Here is a 20,063-nt window from a genome sequence, read left to right on the forward strand (position 1 = left end):
GCGAGCCCTATTTCTTCACTGCCAGGGCGCCGAGGCTTAAGGCCTGGGCGATTCGACCTGAGTATAGAAGCTGTTAGCAGCTTGCCACTATGGCGACTAACAAATTTGGAATGGGCTCAATAACCAATGGTTATAAAAAAGCATCACCGCGCGTGCGGTTTACGAATGTTTACAGACAGTCAGGCACGGGCCTTCTAGATTGATACGACTAATAAGAAGGGACGACTGCCTCATGAGCACGCTTCGTACGGAAACCCCCACTCAGGCCGCCAATGCATGGCGCGTCCTCTTTCTGCTGTTTCTGGCCAACCTGTTCAACTTCTTCGACCGTACCATTCCGGCCATTATCGTCGAGCCCATTCGAATGGAATGGCACCTGAGCGACTTTCAGCTCGGGCTCCTCGGGACCGCCTTTACGTTGGTGTACGCCATCGCGGGCTTGCCGCTGGGGCGCATGGCCGACAACGGGTCGCGCAAAAAACTGATGGGCTGCGGGCTGGCGGTGTGGAGTGGACTTACGGCAGTCAACGGCATGGTCAGTAGCTTCTGGACGTTTCTTCTGGTGCGTATGGGCGTCGGCATCGGCGAAGCCAGCTACGCGCCTGCAGCCAATTCGCTGATCGGTGATCTTTTCCCGGCCCATAAACGGTCCCGCGCCATGGGCATCTTCATGTTGGGGTTGCCGCTGGGCCTGTTGTTGGCGTTCTTCACCATTGGTGCGATGGTCAAGGCCTTCGACAGTTGGCGTGCGCCGTTCTTCATCGCTGCGGTGCCTGGGTTGCTGCTCGCGGTGTTCATCTTTTTTATCAAGGAACCCAAGCGCGGCGCGGCTGAAAGCGTGCGCATGTCGGAAGTCAAAATCGAGAAACCGATTCGCCGTGTGCTGTCGATTCCGACCTTTCGCTGGCTGGTACTGGGCGGCCTTACGTTTAACTTTGCCACCTATGCCTGCAACTCATTCATGGTGCCGATGCTGCAACGCTATTTCTTGCTGCCGTTGCAGGAGGCGGCTGTCGCAACGGGTGTGATTGTCGGTGTGACCGGGTTGGTCGGCCTGACAGTGGGCGGCTGGATCGCCGATAAGCTGCACCAGCGCTCACCGAACGGTCGCCTGTTGTTTGCGGCTTTCAGCATGTTGGTGGCGACGATTGCGACGGGTTATGCGTTGCACGCCGGGCGGATCGAAATCGGTGTGTTCGTGGCAGTGTTCAGCGTGGGCTGGCTGTTCGCCTACAACTTCTATACCTGCGTTTATACCGCGATCCAGGACGTGGTCGAGCCACGTTTGCGGGCCACAGCGATGGCATTGTTCTTTGCCGGGCTGTACCTGCTGGGCGGTGGGGCGGGGCCGGTGGTGGTGGGTCTGCTGTCCGATCACTTTGCCCACGCGGCCATGGCGGTCGCGGGTGTCGACGTGATGAGCGAAAGCTTCAAGGCCATCGGCTTGCACGACGCCATGTACCTGATTCCGGCAGCATTGCTTATGACGCTGGTGTTTCTGTTTCAGGCATCGCGGTGCTTCAGCAAGGACGCCGAACGCATGAAAGCAAGGATGGTGGCCGAGGAACCGGCAGAGGGTGTATCGGAGGGGGCGGTGGTTTGAGTGGGTCGGATCAAGGTCTGTTTGAGCGAGCAAGCTCGCTCCCCGGGATATGATCAGGGAGCAAGCTTGTATCAGCGAAAGCGGGCAGTCATCAGCCCGCCACGAGCACCCGAATCGCTTCCAGACGCAACGCGGCCTTTTCCAGCATGGCCAGACCTTGCTCACGCTGCGTACGCAGAGCGACCAGTTCGCTGTCACGCACCGTCGGGTTGACCGCTTGCAGCGCCGTCAGGCGTGCCAGTTCCTCTTCGGTATCGGCTGCCAGGCGACGCTGCGCTTCGGCGACGCGCTCGGCGTGTTTCGGCGTGATCTTCTCTTCGCCCGCGTTGATGCGAGGCGTGAGCACATCGCGTTGCGCCTGAATGAACTTGTTGGCGCTGGCACGCGGTACGCTTTCGAGTTGGTCGTTCAAGGTGTTGAACGACACGCGGCTCGACAGATCATTGCCGTTGGCATCGAGCAGGCAACGCAGCGCTGCCGGAGGCAGGTAGCGGCCCAGTTGCAACGAACGCGGCGCGACCACTTCGCTGACGTAGATCAGTTCCAGCAGCACAGTGCCAGGCTTGAGCGCCTTGTTCTTGATCAGTGCCACGGCGGTATTGCCCATGGAGCCAGACAGCACCAGGTCCATGCCGCCTTGCACCATCGGGTGTTCCCAGGTGATGAACTGCATGTCTTCGCGAGACAGCGCCTGATTACGGTCGTAGGTGATGGTCACGCCTTCGTCGTCGCCCAGCGGGAAGCTGGCGTCGAGCATCTTCTCGCTCGGCTTGAGGATCAGCGCGTTTTCCGAATGGTCTTCGCTGTCGATGCCGAACGCGTCGAACAGGGTTTCCATGTAGATCGGCAGACTGAACTGGTCATCCTGTTCCAGAATGTCTTCGACCAGCGCCTCGCCTTCACCTGCGCCACCGGAATTGAGTTCCAGCAGGCGGTCGCGACCGGTGTGCAGTTCGCTTTCCAGACGCTCACGTTCGGCGCGCGCCTCGTCGATCAGGCTTTGCCACTCATCGTCGTCACCGCTTTCCAGCAGCGGTAGCAGGCGCGGGCCGAACTGATGCTGCAGGGCGTTACCGGTCGGGCAGGTGTTGAGGAACGCGTTGAGCGCTTCGTGATACCACTGGAACAGCCGGGCCTGCGGGCTGGTTTCCAGGAACGGCACGTGCAGCTCGATGGTGTGTTTCTGGCCGATACGGTCCAGACGACCGATACGCTGCTCCAGCAGGTCCGGGTGGGACGGCAGGTCGAACAGCACCAGATGATGGGAGAACTGGAAGTTGCGGCCTTCGCTGCCGATTTCCGAGCAGATCAACACCTGGGCACCGAATTCCTCGTCCGCGAAGTAGGCGGCAGCGCGGTCGCGCTCAAGGATGTTCATGCCTTCGTGGAAAACCGTGGCCGGGATGCCGGAGCGCACGCGCAGGGCGTCTTCCAGGTCCATCGCGGTTTCGGCGTGGGCGCAGATGACCAGCACCTTCACACGCTTGAGCATCTTGAGGGTATCGATCAGCCAGTCGACGCGCGGATCGAAACGCCACCAGCGTTCTTCCTCGCTGACTTCCGAGTGGGCCTGAAAGCTGACTTCCGGGTACAGGTCGGGGTGTTCGCCGAGTGGCAGTTCCAGGTATTCGGCCGGGCAGGGCAGCGGGTAAGCATGCAGCTTGCGCTCAGGGAAGCCCTGTACGGCGGCGCGGGTGTTGCGAAACAACACACGGCCTGTGCCATGACGATCGAGCAATTCGCGGATCAGGCGAGCCTTGGCTTCATCGTCGCCTGCGTTGACGGCTGCCAGCAGCGTGTCGCCTTCAGCGCCGAGGAAGCCATGAATGGTCTTTTGCGCTTCTGCCGAGAGAACGCCCTTGTCGAGCAGTTCCTGCACCGCCTGAGCCACGGGACGATAGTTGTCGCTTTCGGCCCGGAAGGCCTTGAGGTCGTGGAAACGGTTCGGGTCCAACAGGCGCAGGCGCGCAAAGTGGCTGTCCTGGCCGAGTTGTTCGGGCGTGGCGGTCAGCAGCAGTACGCCGGGCATGACTTCGGCCAGTTGCTCGACCAGCGAGTACTCGGCGCTGGCCTTGTCTTCGTGCCAGACCAGGTGGTGCGCTTCGTCGACCACCATCAGGTCCCAGCCGGCCGCGAACAGGGCGTCCTGAGCCTTTTCATCCGAGACCAGCCACTCCAGCGCAACCAGTGCCAGTTGGGTGTCTTCGAACGGATTGCCGGCATCGCTCTCCATGAAGCGCTCGGCGTCGAACAGCGCAACCTGCAGGTTGAAGCGGCGGCGCATCTCGACCAGCCACTGGTGCTGCAGGTTCTCCGGCACCAGGATCAGTACCCGGCTGGCGCGCCCCGACAGCAGTTGGCGATGGATCACCAGACCGGCTTCGATGGTCTTGCCCAGGCCTACTTCGTCGGCCAGCAATACGCGTGGCGCAATGCGGTCTGCGACTTCGCGAGCGATGTGCAATTGGTGCGCGATAGGTTGCGCACGCACGCCACCCAGGCCCCAGAGGGAGGATTGCAATTGGCGGCTGGTGTGTTCCAGTGTGTTGTAGCGCAGGGAGAACCAGGAAAGCTGATCGATCTGGCCCGCGAACAGGCGGTCGGTTGCCAGACGGAACTGGATAAAGTTGGACAGCTGGGTTTCCGGCAGCGTGACCACTTCGTTCTGGGCGTTGAGGCCGTGATAGACCAGCAGCCCGTCGACATCGTCGACTTCGCGGACGGTCATTTTCCAGTTTTCGAAGTGAGTAATCACATCGCCCGGAGAGAAACGCACGCGGGTGAGCGGTGCATTACGCAGTGCGTACTGGCGCGTGTCGCCAGTGGCCGGGTAGAGCACGGTCAATAAGCGGCCGTCCTGTGCCAGAACGGTGCCTAAACCCAGCTCGGCTTCGCTGTCGCTAATCCAGCGTTGCCCCGGTTGATACTGCTGCGCCATGCTGCCTGTCTCCCGACTTGAAAAAGCCGACTATGTTAACGGAACGCGCCCTGAAGACCAAAGGCGGCGTTGAAAAACACCGCGGATTGACGGCTGATCAGTAAATTTTCCTGCCGCTGGCACTAATTTCATTAAACATAGTCAAAAAAAACCGTAGAAATTATTACAGCCTATTACAAAGCTGTTCAAGTTGACGAGCAGACGGCCGAAAGCCCGGTAAGAGGAGATAAACCATGCTGCAACCTATGCTTCCGCTGAGTGTGGTACCGGTCACGTCGCAGATGGACCCGGCCAAGCGTGTGCCGGACATTCCGCCTGTCGCACCCGTGCAGGAGAGTTCCAACGAGACCTCCATCGACCTGCGCAACGAAGACACCGAGCGAAGCGCCTTGCTGTTGCGTGAAGAGCAGCAGCGTCAGCAGCAACAACATCAAGGTCGCAGTGGGGAAGACGGCGAGGAGTATCAAGGCCTGGTGATTCCGGGTGACTCGCTCAATGCCGACAATACCGTGCCTGTCGTGCCATTGATCGACGATGAGCCGCGCCAGGGCTTGTGGGTCGATATCCAGATTTGAAGTCGAGCATCCCGTCAGAGGATGCCGCCTGGCGTGTTTTTGATGGTCTTGCACCTGCCTTCATGTTCCTGACTGGTCATCGCCGATGCTATTGAGCATTATTGGCGATGATTCCCAGTGTCCGAGAGCTGCAAAACCATGAGCGACGATGGCCAATTGATCGATCTGGGCGCCGAGCGCGCCAAACGCGTTCATGACCTGAACGACAAACGCCTGAACGAAGTGCGCAATGCGTTCGAGCAGGCAATGCCGTTGAGCGGCAAGAAAAAGCCGAAGAAAAAGCCCAAGAAGCGTTGATGCCCGCTTGTCTTTCCCGCCCGTCGAATGACGTCGCGGGCGACTGATTGCGTCGGTACTGATCTGCGTCAATTGCCCTGAGTGCCATTGCGGCTAATCTGATTGCAATGGACGGGGCGTGAAGACGTTCTCGGCCAACCGTCCTTAAATGAGCACGCAAGGCACTTGGGCGACTTCGGTCGCCTTTTTTTTCGTGTGCACCCTCATCAGTTACCTGTTCTGGCTCCCGCGTTCGCCAGGTTATAGGCCTTGGCTTCTTCGGCGGTCTTCACGTCGCGCTGATAGGGTGGGGTCCAGGCCGTGGTGGGGGATTTCTGGGTGAAACTGACGTTGCTGCCGACGTCCCTGAAGTGCGCGTCGCCCTTGTCATCCAGCACGCCCTGATTGCTAGGGTTGTTGGCGGTGTCCACACCCTTCTGGAAGTAGTTGGCCTGAGACAGGATGGTTGCATCGCCGGTCGCGGTGAAACCCAGATGGAAGTCGTCGACCAGGTTGTTGTAGACATCGAAGTTGCCGTGACGCATCAGGCCGGGCGCGCGAACGTCGAGGTTGTTGAACAGGTTATTGGCGATCGTCATGTGCGGGTAGCCTTTGTAGGCCGCCTTGGCTTGCGCCGAATCGTCCGGCTGGCCAAGGATCACGCCGTATTCATTGTTCTGGAATTTCGAGTTGGTCAGGCTGACATTGTCGGCCGTACCTCCGACGTAAAGCAGCTTGTCCAGCCCCGTCGGGTTCTGGTCCTTGGTGCCTGAAAAGGTGTTGTGGTCCAGCCAGTAGCGCTCACCACTGTTGATATACATCTGCATATCGTTGTTTTCACGGTAGCGGCTGTCGTGGCTGAAGTTCAGGTTCTGGAAAATATCGTTACTGGCACCTTTGTCATTGGCCAGATAAATGTTGTGCAGGCCATTGCCTTCTTCCGTGCTGAGCAGGGTTTTGTTGGCACCGAATTTCACCGTCACTTTGCTATCGGCAGACAGGTCGGCACCAAGGCGAATGGTGCGGGCCTTGTCGTCAGCGAGGCTTTTCTGCAGCTCTTCCACGGTATTGACCGTAACGACCTCACCTCCATTGCCGCCGGTGGTGTTGGACGTCTTGGCGAAACCGACCATGCCGGACACGTCTACGCCGTCACCGTTGGGATGAGCTGAGCGGGTGACAGGATTGGCCGCCTTTTCAGGGGCTGTCGGCGTCTGATCAGGCGTTGAATGTTTGATGGCGGGTACGACTGGATCGCTGACCTGTGGCGGCTTTGTCTCATCCTCTTTCGTGCGTGCCTTATGAGTCGGGATGCTCGTGGGATCTGGCGCTGCAGTGGGCGTCGCCGTCGGTTTTTTTTGCATCGTGACCGAGTGGTCTGTCGACGGATCGTCGCGCACCACGAAGGGCTTTTCTGCAGCGGGCGGCGGGACGGAGTGTGACGTCGACGGTGAGGATGTTGTCGGCGTCGATCCAGCAATCGAGGGCTGAGGATTGGCCGGTGCGTTGCCACCGTGCGGTTGCGCACTCGACTGCGGCGCCGAGGGCGGTTGCTGCTGTTGATCACCCCGCAAAAGTGAAATCAGTTCCTTGAGAACGCTGCGGATCGCCTCTACCAGTTTGTTCAGCGTCAATGCGCCGTCCGCGCCTTGCGGGCTGGATGAGCAGGCGTTTGTCTGAGTCAGTTGGGCTCCGGCACGCAAGCTACCGGGCGCAGCATTCATCTCAGCCTTCTGCTGGGGCGAACTGAAATCAATCGCATGGCTCTTCTGGCCTGTGCCAAAGCCGGGCGGCAGGGCAGTGCTTTCGGGTGCCGGATTGACGGCCGACGCAGATAAGCCGGGAGCGGGGTAGTAGTTTCGGTTGATGGTATTCATGCGTGCGGTCCCCGCCTGCGGGAGTAAACGGTTCGTGATCCCAGAGAAATGCTGCTTGCCTCTGAGTGGGCGTTGCACGAAATCAGTTCCACGAGGGGCGCGTGAACCGGTGCCGGGCTCAATGCCTGGCGAAGGAGGGGGCTACAGGGCAAGGCCGGGCATGCGTCGTCACGCATGTCCGGCCATTCGAATCAGCCGAACGTGATTTCCGGCAGTACAGTCAGGTCGACGGTCTGCTGTTTGCGCGGGGCGAGGATTTCCGCTTCGCCGTCCACGACCAGCTCATCGTTCTGGTTGAACACGCGGGTCGCGATGCGCACGCGGAATTTCGGCAGCTTTTCGAGAATTTCCAGGCGCACGGTCAGGGTGTCGCCCAGTTTGACCGGCTTTTGAAAGGTCATCTGCTGGCCAATGTAGATGGTGCCCGGCCCAGGCAACTCACACGCCACGGCGGCGCTGATCAGTGCGCCACTGAACATGCCGTGAGCGATACGCTCCTTGAACATGGTCTTGGCGGCGTATTCAGCGTCCAGGTGGACCGGGTTGTGGTCACCGGACATGGCGGCGAACAGCTGGATATCGCGCTCGTGGACCGTCTTGCTGTAGCTGGCGGTCTGACCGACTTCAAGGGCTTCGTAAGGCGTGTTGGTGACTTGAGTCATGTGGCTGTCCTGAGCAATAAAAGGGTATGGAACACATCGCGTCATTCGGCCCGGCGCGGTCTCGGCTGGTCCAGGGCATACTGCAGCCAGTCGAGCAGGTCACGTGTGACCTCATCGCGGTGGGTGTCGTTGAGCAGTTCGTGACGCGCTTGCGGGTAAACATTAAGTTGTAACACTTGATGACCGGCTCCTGCCAATGCGTCGGCAAGATCTTTCAGACGCTTGCCGGCGCTCACCGGATCACATTCGCCGCCAATAATCAGCAAAGGCAGGCTTGAATCAATCTGCGCAAGGTTCGAACGCTGGCTGACTTTCTGTAGCCCGCCCAGCAGATCCAGCCAGAACTGATTGGTGCAGCGGAAGCCGCACAGCGGGTCATCAACGTACTTGTCCACCTCGTCCGGGTCACCGCTGAGCCAGTCAAAACAGGTGCGGTTGGGCTTGAATGCCTTGTTGAAGGTGCCGAACGACAGCCATTCAATCATCTTGCTGCGCCCCTCGGGTCCCTGGCGCAGGCGCTCGAACCGGGCGATGAGCCTGGCACTGCGATAGAGCGCCGCGGGCTGGAAGTTGGAACCGCTGAGCACAGCGCCCTGCAGGCTTGCGCCGTGATGCATCAGGAACGCCTGGGCGATGTAGCTGCCCATGCTGTGCCCGAACAGGAACAACGCGGTGTCTGGATGCCGCTGACCGATGGACTGGCTCAGCGTGGCCAGATCATCCACCACCTTGTTCCAGCCGTCGCGCCGGGCGAAATGCCCCAACAGGCCTTGCGCTGCAGTCTTGCCATGGCCGCGCTGATCGTGGGCATACAGCCCCATACCTGCTGCGCATAGCGCAGCGCCCAACCGCGCGTACCGGCCACTGTGCTCAGCCATGCCGTGGCACAGCATCACGATGGCCCTGGGCGGTGTATCCGGCAGCCACGCATTGACGAAGAGGCGACAATGGCCGTTGGCGTCGAGCCAGAATGTTTCGTGCTTCATGGCGATTTCCCGATCTGGAGCGGCTGCCTGGAGAATGTATGCTTGAGTGTATAGCTCAAGGCTGATTGCAACCTGACAGGCTGCAAGATTCACAGCAATGATGACGCCAACAGGGATATTTGCCTTCCTGGTTTTAGCTGCTAACGTCGGGCCAGTCCCGAATGTTGAACTGCGGGCCAGGCATAAGCAGGGAAGAGGATAAAAATAATGCAACCTGAATTCTGGAACGACAAACGCCCTGCAGGGGTCACCTCTGAGCTGGATCTGCACGCCTACCGGTCGGTTCTGGAGGTCTTCGAGCGCTGCTGCAGAAAGTTTGCAGACAGACCTGCTTTCAGCAATATGGGCGTCACGCTGACCTACGCAGATCTGGAGCGTCATTCGGCGGCCTTCGCCAGTTATCTGCAGCAACACACCGATCTGGTGCCCGGCGACCGTATCGCCGTGCAGATGCCCAACCTGTTGCAATACCCGATTGCCGTGTTCGGCGCCATGCGCGCCGGCCTGATCGTGGTCAACACCAATCCGCTGTACACCGCACGCGAGATGCGCCACCAGTTCAAGGATTCCGGCGCCAAAGCGTTGGTATACCTGAACCTGTTCGGCAAGCTGGTGCAGGAAGTGCTACCCGACACCGAGCTTCGTTACCTGATTGAAGTAAAAATGGGCGACATGCAGTCGCCCGCCAAAGGGTGGTTGATCAATACCATCGTCGCCAGGGTCAAGAAAATGGTCCCGGCCTATGACCTGCCTCAGGCCATAGGCTTCAAAAGCGTACTGCGCCAAGGCCAGGGCCGGCCGGTCAAACCGGTCACGGTCGGGCTCGACGACGTCGCAGTGTTGCAATACACCGGCGGCACTACCGGGCTTGCCAAGGGCGCGATGCTGACCCACGGCAATCTGGTCGCCAACATGCAGCAGGTCTATGCCTGCATGCGTCAGCAGTGCCCTGATCGCGGGGTGATGTTCGAGGAAGGCAAAGAGGTGATGATCGCGCCGCTGCCGCTCTATCACATCTACGCATTCACCGCGAACTGCATGTGCATGATGATCAGCGGCAACCATAACATTCTGATTACCAATCCTCGGGACATCGGCGGCTTCATCAAGGAGCTCGGCAAGTGGAAGTTCACCGCCATGATCGGGCTCAACACCCTGTTCGTGGCCCTGATGAACCACCCGGACTTCAAGAATCTGGACTTCTCGTCCTTCAAGAGCACCAACTCGGGCGGCACTGCGCTGGTCAAGGCGACGGCCGAGCGCTGGGCGCAGATCACCGGCTGCACGATCGTCGAAGGTTATGGACTGACCGAGACGTCGCCGGTCGCCAGTGCAAACCCCTACGGTGCGCTGGCGCGGCTGGGCACTGTCGGCATTCCGGTGCCGGGCACCGGCATGAAGGTCATTGATGATGAGGGCACGGAACTGGCGTTCGGAGAACGTGGCGAGTTGTGTATCAAGGGGCCGCAGGTCATGAAAGGCTACTGGAATCGCCCCGAAGCCACAGCCGAATCGCTGGACGCCGAGGGCTGGTTCAAGACCGGAGACATTGCCGTGATCGGCGCCGATGGCTTCGTCAGCATCGTGGACCGCAAGAAAGACCTGATCATCGTGTCCGGCTTCAACGTTTACCCCAACGAGATCGAAGACGTGGTCATGGCCCATCCCAAGGTCGCCAGTTGCGCTTGCATCGGCGTGCCGGACGAGCGCTCCGGCGAGGCGGTCAAACTGTTTGTGGTGGCGCGCGAGGCGGGTGTCAGCGTCGATGAGCTCAAGGCCTACTGCAAAGCGAATTTCACTGCGTACAAAGTGCCCAAACACATTGTGCTGCGCGATTCCTTGCCCATGACCCCGGTCGGCAAGATCCTGCGCAGAGAGCTTCGCGATATCGCTTGAACGCAGAAAATCTATCTCTTCGCATGTCTGGCCCCGCTCGCAGTGACTCGCAAGCGGGGCCAGACTTTTTTGGCTACTCTCAGTACGCTTGCCGTAAACGCTCTGGCTCAAGGGTTTCAGAGGTTTCGATATGGGCAGTTGTAGAACGGCAGGTTGTGACTGATTGGTGTTTCTCAGTCATTTTTGTGACCGTAGCGACCTTCTTTGCCTCTAGTCGGCCTTAGGCAAAGCTGCTACTCTCGGCGCGCTTTTTGACCTGTCATGAAGCGAATGAGCGTCTACTGCATAATTCCAAAACACAAAAAAATCATCGCCTAAAGCGGTGTGAAGAATTCGCTATCGCTACGGAGCTGGCCGCATGATTGAAAACTTCTGGAAGGATAAATACCCGTCTGGTATCCCCACCGATATCAACCCTGATGAGTATCCAAACGTCCAGGCGGTTCTGAAGCAGTCCTGCCAGCGTTTCGCCGATAAACCCGCGTTCAGCAATCTGGGCAAGACGATCACGTACGGCGAGCTGTACGAATTGTCCGGCGCCTTCGCCGCCTGGATTCAGCAGCATACCGACCTCAAGCCTGGCGATCGCATTGCCGTGCAACTGCCCAACGTGCTGCAGTACCCGGTTGCCGTCTTCGGTGCCATCCGCGCCGGGCTGATCGTGGTCAACACCAATCCGCTCTACACCTCGCGTGAAATGGAACACCAGTTCAATGACTCCGGTGCCAAGGCGCTGGTGTGTCTGGCGAACATGGCGCATCTGGCCGAGAAGGTCGTGCCCAAGACCGGCATCAGGCACGTGATCGTCACTGAAGTGGGCGACATGCTGCCACCACTCAAGCGTCTGCTGGTCAACAGCGTCATCAAATACGTCAAGAAGATGGTTCCGGCTTATCACCTGCCGCAGGCCATCAGGTTCAACGATATTCTCGGCAAGGGGCGTGGTCAGCCCGTGACCGATGTCTCGCCGGCGAGCTCCGACGTGGCGGTGCTGCAATACACCGGCGGCACCACTGGCGTTGCCAAGGGGGCGATGCTCACCCATCGCAACCTGATCGCAAACATGCTTCAGTGCAAGGCGCTGATGGCCTCCAACCTCAATGAAGGTTGCGAGATCCTTATTACGCCATTGCCGCTGTATCACATTTACGCCTTCACCTTTCACTGCATGGCGATGATGCTGATCGGTAACCACAACGTGCTGATCAGCAACCCGCGTGACCTGCCGGCGATGGTGAAAGAACTGTCGAAATGGAAGTTCAGCGGGTTCGTCGGGCTCAATACCCTGTTCGTTGCCCTGTGCAACAGCGAGAGTTTCCGCAGCCTTGATTTCTCGGCGCTTAAAGTCACGCTGTCTGGCGGCATGGCGCTGCAGCAGGCTGCGGCCGAGCGCTGGAAGCAGGTCACCAATTGCCCGATCTGTGAAGGTTACGGCATGACCGAAACCAGTCCGGTGGCGACCGTCAACCCGATCCAGAAGATCCAGATGGGCACCATCGGCATCCCGGTGCCGTCGACCGTTTGCAAGGTCATTGATGACGCAGGCAACGAGCTGCCGTTCGGTGAAGTCGGCGAGTTGTGCATCAAGGGGCCGCAGGTCATGAAAGGCTACTGGCAGCGCCAGGAAGCCACTGACGAGCTGCTCGATGCGGACGGCTGGCTCAAGACCGGTGACATCGCAATCATTCAGCCTGACGGTTATCTGCGCATCGTTGATCGCAAGAAAGACATGATTCTGATCTCCGGTTTCAACGTCTACCCCAACGAGCTGGAAGACGTGCTCGTGTCGCTGCCCGGCGTTCTGCAGTGCGCGGCCATTGGCATTCCGGACGAAAAATCGGGTGAAGCCATCAAGGTGTTTGTGGTCGCCAAACCTGGCGTAACACTCACCAAGGATCAGGTCATGGAGCACATGCGCGCCAACCTGACCGGCTACAAGGTGCCGCGCAGCGTCGAATTCCGCGATTCGCTGCCGACCACTAACGTCGGCAAGATTTTGCGCCGCGAACTGCGTGACGAAGAGTTGAAGAAGCTGGGCATCAAGAAGTAACCGCAAGGCCTGCATGACAGACAGCGCCGTGTCCCATGACACGGCGTTGTTGTTTGTGGCGCACGCTTGCGCCTCCCGCTAAAAATTGTGTTCAGTTGCCATGCAGTGTTTGATCGCGCTGCGAGCGCGATTCGATTGACCTTCATCAAGCTCCGTCCGATCCACCCCCAACAGTCGTTCTCTTTACCGCAATCTGCGACAATCGCGCCCCTGCCTCCATCAAGAAAAGACTTTGCGCACCTGATGACCGACGAATCGCCTTCCATCGACCAACTCCTGAAAAACCTTGATCAAGCGATGATCGGCGAACGCCATCGTCTGCGTCGCCAGTTGCACGAGCTGCGCAAGAAGCCTGACGAGGCGAAGCTGGCGCAGTGGGTGACGCGGGTTCAGGCGTCCTGTGCGCAGGTGACGGCGCGGCGCGAGAGCGTGCCGACGATTCGCTATGACGACAACCTGCCTATCGCCGCCAAGCGTGACGAAATCAAGGAGGCGTTGCTCAAGCATCAGGTGCTCATCATCGCGGGCGAAACAGGGTCGGGTAAAACCACCCAGTTGCCGAAGATCTGCCTGGAAATTGGCCGTGGCCAACATGGCCTGATCGGCCACACGCAACCGCGTCGAATCGCGGCACGCAGTGTGGCGAGCCGGGTGGCGGACGAACTCGCCACGCCACTGGGTGCTTTGGTCGGTTATCAGGTGCGCTTCGAAGACCAGAGCGACAGCAACACACTGATCAAGCTGATGACGGACGGGATCCTGCTGGCTGAAACCCAGCACGACCGTTTCCTTGAGCGCTACGACACGATCATCGTCGATGAAGCCCATGAACGCAGCCTTAACATCGACTTCCTGCTGGGTTACCTGAAAACCCTGCTGCCGCGTCGTCCGGATCTGAAAGTCATCATTACCTCCGCGACCATCGACTTGCAGCGCTTTTCCGAGCATTTCAATGACGCACCGATCATCGAAGTATCGGGCCGCACCTTCCCGGTCGACACCTGGTATCGGCCGCTGACCAGCGAGCAGGACGAAGAGGGCAACAGCGTTGAAGAAGACCTGACCGTCGATCAGGCCATTCTGGCCACGCTGGATGAATTGGCTGCCTTCGAGCGCAGCGAGCGCAAAGGCCCGGGCGACGTACTGGTGTTCCTGCCCGGCGAGCGCGAGATTCGTGACGCCGCTGAAATGCTGCGCAAGGCGCAGCTTAAACACACTGAAATTCTGCCGTTGTACGCACGCCTGTCGCCTGCCGAGCAGCAACGGATTTTCCAGTCCCATCCAGGACGTCGTGTGGTACTGGCGACCAACGTGGCCGAAACTTCGCTGACCGTGCCGGGCATTCGCTACGTGATCGATACCGGTACGGCGCGTATCAGCCGTTACAGCTACCGCGCCAAGGTCCAGCGTCTGCCCATCGAGGCGGTTTCCCAGGCCAGCGCCAATCAGCGCAAAGGCCGTTGCGGGCGCGTCGAGCCGGGCCTGTGTGTGCGGCTGTACAGCGAAGAAGATTTCAACGCTCGACCTGAATTCACTGATCCCGAAATACTGCGCACCAACCTGGCGGCAGTCATTCTGCAGATGCTGCACCTGCGTCTGGGCGAGATCACTGACTTCCCGTTTATCGAGCCGCCGGATGGCAAGGCCATCAGTGACGGTTTCAACCTGTTGCAGGAGCTGTCGGCAGTCAATCGCGAGAATCAGCTGACGCCGCTGGGCCGCCAGCTGGCGCGCTTGCCGGTGGACCCGCGCATGGGGCGCATGCTGCTGGAAGCTGCCAGACAGGGCAGCCTGCAGGAAGTGCTGATCGTGGCCAGTGCGATGTCGGTGCAGGACGTGCGCGAGCGCCCGCCCGAGCGTCAGCAGGCCGCCGATCAGGCCCACGCGCAGTGGAAGGATGCCGATTCGGACTTCGCCGGACTGGTCAACCTGTGGCGCGGTTTTGAGGAGCAGCGCCAGGCGCTGACCGCCAGTCCGCTGCGCAACTGGTGTCGCCGCAACTTCCTCAATTACCTGCGCCTGCGCGAATGGCGTGATTCCCATCGACAACTGAGCCTGATCTGCCGTGACCTGCAACTGACAGTCAACAAGGAGCCTGCGGATTATCCAAAATTCCACAAGGCGATTCTGTCCGGCCTGCTGAGCCAGATCGGCCAGAAAGCCGACGAGGGCGACTACCTGGGGGCGCGGCAGCGGCGCTTCTGGATCCATCCGTCATCCGGGCTGGGCAAGAAGCGTCCGCAATGGCTGATGACCGCCGAGCTGGTCGAGACCACCAAGCTCTACGCGCGCATGGTCGCCAAGATCGATGCCGACTGGATCGAGCCGCTGGCCGGACACTTGATCAAGAAGAACCATTTCGAGCCGCACTGGGAGAAGAAGCGCGGGCAGGTCGTGGCGTTTGAACAGATCACCCTGTTCGGCCTGATCGTGGTCGGTCGTCGTCCGGTGCATTTCGGCCCGATCGATCCGGTGGTGTCGCGCGAACTGTTCATCCGCGAGGGGCTGGTACGCGGCGATATCCTGTCTCGCGCCAAGTGCCTGAGCGCCAACACGCGTCTGCTGGAACAGCTCGACGAACTCGAGGCCAAGGCACGCCGTCGCGACATTCTGGCTGACGAAGACACGCTTTACAGTTTTTACGAAGCACGCATTCCGGCCGAGATTCACCAGACTGCGACGTTCGACAGCTGGTACAAGACCGAGAGCCAGAAGAACCCGCAATTGCTGATCATGCGCGAAGAAGACGTGCTGGCGCGCGAGGCCAGCGAAGTCACTGCCGCGCAGTACCCGGACACCTTGCGTCTGGGCGAGTTGAGCCTTTCGCTGACCTACCACTTCGAACCCAATCACCCCCGTGACGGCGTGACATTGCGCGTGCCTGCGCCCCTGTTGCTTTCGCTGCCCGCCGAGCGCCTGGAATGGCTGGTGCCGGGGCTGCTGGAAACCAAGTGCATCGCGCTGGTCCGCAGCCTGCCCAAGGCCGTGCGCAAGAATTTCGTGCCGGTGCCGGATTTCATCAAGGCTGCGCTGCAGCGCATCACCTTTGGCGAAGGTTCGCTGACTGAAGCGCTGGGCCGTGAACTGCTGCGCATGACCGGCGCAAGGGTGACTGACGAGGCATGGGAAGAGGCGACCCATCAGCTTGAAAGCCACCTGAAGATGAACCTGGAAATCGTCGACGGCAGCGGCAAGTTCCTTGGCGAAGGCCGCGATCTGGATGAGCTGACCGCGCGATTTGCCGAAGCCAGTCAGGCCGCACTTGCCGTCCCGCAGACCGCAAAAAGCCAGCAGCCGGTCGAGGCCAAGGTCTTCGCCCCGGTGGCGCAAAAGACCCAGCAGAACATCGCCGGCCTGTCGATGACGGTGTACCCGGCGCTGGTCGAAGAGGGTGGCACGGTCAAGGAAGGCCGCTTCTCGACGCAGGCCGAGGCCGAGTATCAGCATCGCCGTGCTCTGCAACGTCTGTTGTTGCAACAGTTGGCCGAGCCCGCGAAGTTTCTGCGCAGCAAGCTGCCGGGGCAGACCGAACTGGCGCTGCTGCATCGCGAGCTGGGTCGTGTCGATGCGCTGATTGAAGACATTCTGTTGGCCAGCCTCGACAGCTGCATACTGGAAGGCGAAGCCGAACTGCCGCGTGATGGCGCAGGGCTGTTGTCACTGGCCGAACGCAAACGCGCCGACTGGACCGGTCACGCCGAGCGCCTGGCGAAGCTGACCCTGGAAATCCTCACGCTGTGGCACGGTTTGCAGAAGCGCTTCAAGGGCAAGATCGATCTGGCCCAAGCCGTCGCCCTCAATGACATCAAGGCGCAGCTCGGCAATCTGGTCTATCCGGGCTTCGTGCGGGAAACACCGGCGCAGTGGCTCAAAGAGCTGCCGCGTTACCTGAAAGCCATCGAGATGCGCCTGGAAAAACTGCCGGGTCAGGTCCAGAAGGATCGGGTCTGGAGCATCGAGCTGGCAGGCCTGTGGGCGCAGTTTCAGGCGCGAGCCGACAAACACCGCCAGGAAGGCAAGCGTGACCCGGAGCTGGCAGTCTATCGTTGGTGGATGGAAGAGTACCGGGTGTCGCTTTTCGCTCAGCAGCTGGGCACGAAAATGCCGGTGTCCGACAAGCGGTTGAGCAAGCAGTGGAGTCTGGTGGAGGGCTGAGGTCGGGCCTGAGGTCTTGTTGCAAGACCGTCCGTGCGGTTCTCGCGGACAACGGCGAGACGGATCTCTGGGCCAAGGCTCCTTGGCCCGATAGCGCTAAAACCGGGCGCTGTGGCACACTTCGCGTCTGTTTTAGTCTGCCTGGACGCGGCTTGAGCTGCGCCCGCTCTGATTCACGCATGCATGATTTATATACGCATTGGTACGCCGGTCCCTGAAACGTCGTGGGTCGCTGCGTACCGTGCCTTGGCAGGCCAATACCTGCGACCTTCAATAAGAGAGGAACGACCGTGCACAACGTCGTCATCAGTGGCACAGGCCTGTACACGCCGGCCGACAGCATTTCCAATGAAGAGCTGGTGCAGTCTTTCAATGCCTACGTCTCCCGGTTCAACCAGGACAACGCAGCAGCCATCGAACGCGGCGAAGTCGAGGCGCTGACTGAGTCCAGCGCAGCGTTCATCGAGAAGGCGTCGGGCATCAAGAGCCGCTTTGTGATGGACAAGCAGGGTATCCTCGACCCACAGCGCATGAAGCCGAACCTGCCGGAGCGCAGCAACGAGCAGTGGTCGATCCTCTGCGAGATGGGCGTCGCGGCCGCCAGGCAGGCGCTGGAACGTGCGGGCAAGACAGCCGCCGACATCGATGGCGTCATTGTCGCCTGTTCCAATCTGCAACGTGCCTACCCGGCGATCTCCATCGAGATCCAGCAAGCGCTGGGCATTGCAGGCTATGGCTTTGACATGAACGTGGCCTGTTCGTCGGCCACCTTCGGCATTCAGAACGCCTGCAACAGCGTACAACTGGGTCAGGCCCGCGCCATTCTGGTCGTCAGCCCGGAGATTTGTACCGCACACCTGAACTTTCGTGATCGCGACAGCCACTTCATCTTTGGTGACGGCGCTACCGCGGTGGTGGTGGAGCGTGCCGATCTGGCCACCTCGCCTTACCAGTTCGATATCGTCAGCACTCGTCTGTTGACCACGTTCTCCAACAACATCCGCAACAACTTCGGCTTCCTCAACCGCACCTCTGACGAGGGCGAGGGCGCGCCGGACAAGCTGTTCGTGCAGGAAGGCCGCAAGGTGTTCCGCGAGGTCTGCCCGATGGTGGCGGAGCTGGTCGGCGCGCACCTGGACGACAACGGTCTGAACGTCAGCGATGTGCAGCGCTTCTGGCTGCATCAGGCCAACCTGAGCATGAACCACCTGATCGTCAAGAAATTACTGGGTCGCGATGCGACGGTTGAAGAAGCGCCGGTGATCCTCGACACCTACGCCAACACCAGTTCGGCGGGGTCGGTCATTGCGTTCCACACCTATCAGGACGACTTGCCAAAAGGTGCGTTGGGCGTGCTGAGTTCGTTCGGTGCGGGCTATTCGATTGGCAGCGTGATCCTGCGCAAACGTTAATCAGACAGGCGGCCGGCAGCTTGCCCAAGAGATGTCGGCCTGCCGGTTGAATGTCCTGATGCAGTACGGTCGTCGATTCACCAGCGTTTACATTCCCCCTCGATGAGTGATACTCGTCGCACGTTTACCCACCGAGGAAACCTGCATGCCGGTCCATGTCGTCGATAGCCTGAGCACCGTCGCGCCCGCCCAGTGGGACGCGCTGGTGCCGGGTAATCAGCCGTTTCTGCGCCACGCCTTCCTAACCTCACTGGAAGACAGCGGCAGCCTGGGTCCGCGTTCCGGTTGGCGTGCCGAACACATCCTGCACTATGAAAACGAACAGCTGGTTGCCGCGCTTCCCGCCTATCGGAAATGGCATTCCTACGGAGAGTACGTGTTCGACCACGCCTGGGCCGATGCTTGCCGCCGCGCAGGTATCGCGTATTACCCCAAGCTGTTGGTGGCCGTACCGTTCAGTCCGGTCGGCGGTTCGCGCATTCTGTCTGTCACGCCGCAAGGCGCCTCGGAGCTGTTGGGCGAACTGCCGGCCTACCTGCAGAGTGAGGGCCTGTCGAGCGCTCACGTGAACTTTACCGATCCTGCTGCCGATGCGGTGCTTGAGGGCCAGCCTGGCTGGCTGTCGCGCATCGGGTGTCAGTTTCACTGGCACAACCGCGGCTATCGGGACTTTCAGGACTTTCTGGACGCGTTGAGCTCACGCAAGCGCAAACAGATGCGCAAGGAGCGCGAGCAGGTTGCCGGGCAGGGCATCGTCTTCGAATGGCTCGAAGGACGGCAGATGAGCGAAGTGCTGTGGGACTTCGTCTACGCCTGCTACTCCAATACCTATGAAATTCGTGGGCAGGCGCCTTACCTGACCCGCGAATTCTTCAGCCTGCTGGCCGAGCGCATGCCCGAGTCAATCAGGGTAGTAATGGCGTTGCAGGGCTCACGCCCGGTGGCGATGGCCTTCAGTCTGATCGGTGATGACAGCTTTTACGGCCGTTACTGGGGATGTCTGGCCGAATTCGATCGTCTGCACTTTGAGACCTGCTTTTATCAGGGCATGGACTATGCGATTGCCAACGGCCTGCAACGTTTCGACGCAGGTGCCCAAGGCGAGCACAAGCTGATCCGCGGCTTCGAGCCGCAGATCACCCGGTCATGGCATTACCTGATGCATCCCGGCTTGAAAGACGCCGTGAGCGAATTTCTTGAGCAAGAGCGGGTTGGCGTGATGGCGTATTCCGAGGAAGCACGCACGGCGCTGCCTTATCGGCAGGCTTGAGTCCGGCTGAACGCATAAGGCGGCTTGCCGGCGATGGCGTCAGTTCAGTCAGCGATGTGTCGCTTCAGAAAAAGCATCGCCGGCAAGCCGCCTCCCACAGTCTGTTGGTTGCCGCGAGACTTGTGTATAGCGATGAGCACACGTCTGGAAGACGCGCAAAACGGGGCGGAAACGAAAGTGTCTGACTGAATGCCGCCTCCCACAGTCAGTTGGTTGCCGCAAGACTTGGGTATAGCGATGAGCACAGGTCTGGGAGACGCGCAAAACGGGGCCACAAGGAAAGTGCCTGACTGAATGCAGTCCCCGTGGTAGGCGGCTTGCCGGCGATGGCGTCGGTTCAGTCAGCGATGTGTCGCTTGAGAA

Annotated in this window: 12 protein-coding genes; 8 read left to right on the plus strand and 4 right to left on the minus strand. The window is 60.0% G+C overall.

Annotated features, from left to right (window positions below; genetic code table 11):
- Positions 1-232 precede the first annotated feature (232 nt).
- Positions 233-1,603: a spinster family MFS transporter gene (locus tag BUB69_RS21345; protein ID WP_073170214.1), complete on the plus strand. Its 1,371-nt coding sequence runs from the start codon at positions 233-235 to the stop codon at positions 1,601-1,603.
- A gap of 91 nt (positions 1,604-1,694) precedes the next feature.
- Here BUB69_RS21345 and rapA read toward each other — a convergent pair whose 3' ends face one another.
- The gene (gene rapA / locus BUB69_RS21350) at positions 1,695-4,541 is read right to left on the minus strand and encodes an RNA polymerase-associated protein RapA (protein WP_073170216.1); all 2,847 of its coding nucleotides are present in this window, start codon (positions 4,539-4,541) and stop codon (positions 1,695-1,697) included.
- A 233-nt stretch (positions 4,542-4,774) separates the two neighbouring features.
- On the opposite strand from rapA, the gene BUB69_RS21355 reads away from it, so the two are divergent.
- Both BUB69_RS21355 and BUB69_RS21360 read left to right on the plus strand, forming a co-directional pair.
- Positions 4,775-5,116, plus strand: coding sequence for an aspartate-semialdehyde dehydrogenase (locus tag BUB69_RS21355; RefSeq protein ID WP_073170218.1), 342 nt, complete (start codon positions 4,775-4,777; stop codon positions 5,114-5,116).
- Positions 5,117-5,254: 138 nt separating this feature from the next.
- Positions 5,255-5,413 (plus strand): hypothetical protein, encoded by a 159-nt coding sequence (locus BUB69_RS21360; protein WP_073170319.1) that lies wholly within the window; start codon positions 5,255-5,257, stop codon positions 5,411-5,413.
- A gap of 206 nt (positions 5,414-5,619) precedes the next feature.
- Here the strand turns inward: BUB69_RS21360 and BUB69_RS21365 are convergent, their stop codons facing one another.
- From BUB69_RS21365 to BUB69_RS21375, 3 genes are all read right to left on the minus strand, one after another.
- Positions 5,620-7,269 (minus strand): pectate lyase family protein, encoded by a 1,650-nt coding sequence (locus BUB69_RS21365; RefSeq protein ID WP_073170220.1) that lies wholly within the window; start codon positions 7,267-7,269, stop codon positions 5,620-5,622.
- Positions 7,270-7,460: 191 nt separating this feature from the next.
- Positions 7,461-7,931, minus strand: a complete 471-nt coding sequence (locus BUB69_RS21370) for a MaoC family dehydratase (protein ID WP_024688516.1) — start codon at positions 7,929-7,931, stop codon at positions 7,461-7,463.
- A 41-nt stretch (positions 7,932-7,972) separates the two neighbouring features.
- Positions 7,973-8,917, minus strand: coding sequence for an alpha/beta hydrolase (locus BUB69_RS21375; protein WP_073170222.1), 945 nt, complete (start codon positions 8,915-8,917; stop codon positions 7,973-7,975).
- A gap of 207 nt (positions 8,918-9,124) precedes the next feature.
- Between BUB69_RS21375 and fadD2 the strand changes: the two genes are divergently transcribed.
- From fadD2 to BUB69_RS21400, 5 genes are all read left to right on the plus strand, one after another.
- Complete coding sequence (gene fadD2, locus BUB69_RS21380; protein WP_073170224.1) at positions 9,125-10,813, plus strand: long-chain-fatty-acid--CoA ligase FadD2; 1,689 nt, start codon at positions 9,125-9,127, stop codon at positions 10,811-10,813.
- Between the two features lie 358 nt (positions 10,814-11,171).
- Positions 11,172-12,863 (plus strand): long-chain-fatty-acid--CoA ligase FadD1, encoded by a 1,692-nt coding sequence (fadD1, locus tag BUB69_RS21385; protein ID WP_073170226.1) that lies wholly within the window; start codon positions 11,172-11,174, stop codon positions 12,861-12,863.
- A 243-nt stretch (positions 12,864-13,106) separates the two neighbouring features.
- Positions 13,107-17,018 carry an ATP-dependent RNA helicase HrpA gene (gene hrpA, locus BUB69_RS21390; RefSeq protein WP_073170228.1) on the plus strand — a complete coding sequence of 1,304 codons (3,912 nt, stop codon included), beginning with the start codon at positions 13,107-13,109 and terminating at the stop codon, positions 17,016-17,018.
- 290 nt (positions 17,019-17,308) lie between these two features.
- Complete coding sequence (locus BUB69_RS21395; RefSeq protein WP_073170229.1) at positions 17,309-18,430, plus strand: beta-ketoacyl-ACP synthase III; 1,122 nt, start codon at positions 17,309-17,311, stop codon at positions 18,428-18,430.
- A gap of 145 nt (positions 18,431-18,575) precedes the next feature.
- Positions 18,576-19,700 (plus strand): GNAT family N-acetyltransferase, encoded by a 1,125-nt coding sequence (locus BUB69_RS21400; protein ID WP_073170231.1) that lies wholly within the window; start codon positions 18,576-18,578, stop codon positions 19,698-19,700.
- Positions 19,701-20,063 lie beyond the last annotated feature (363 nt).

The sequence above is a fragment of the Pseudomonas asturiensis genome (assembly GCF_900143095.1).
Taxonomy (GTDB): Bacteria; Pseudomonadota; Gammaproteobacteria; order Pseudomonadales; family Pseudomonadaceae; genus Aquipseudomonas; species Aquipseudomonas asturiensis.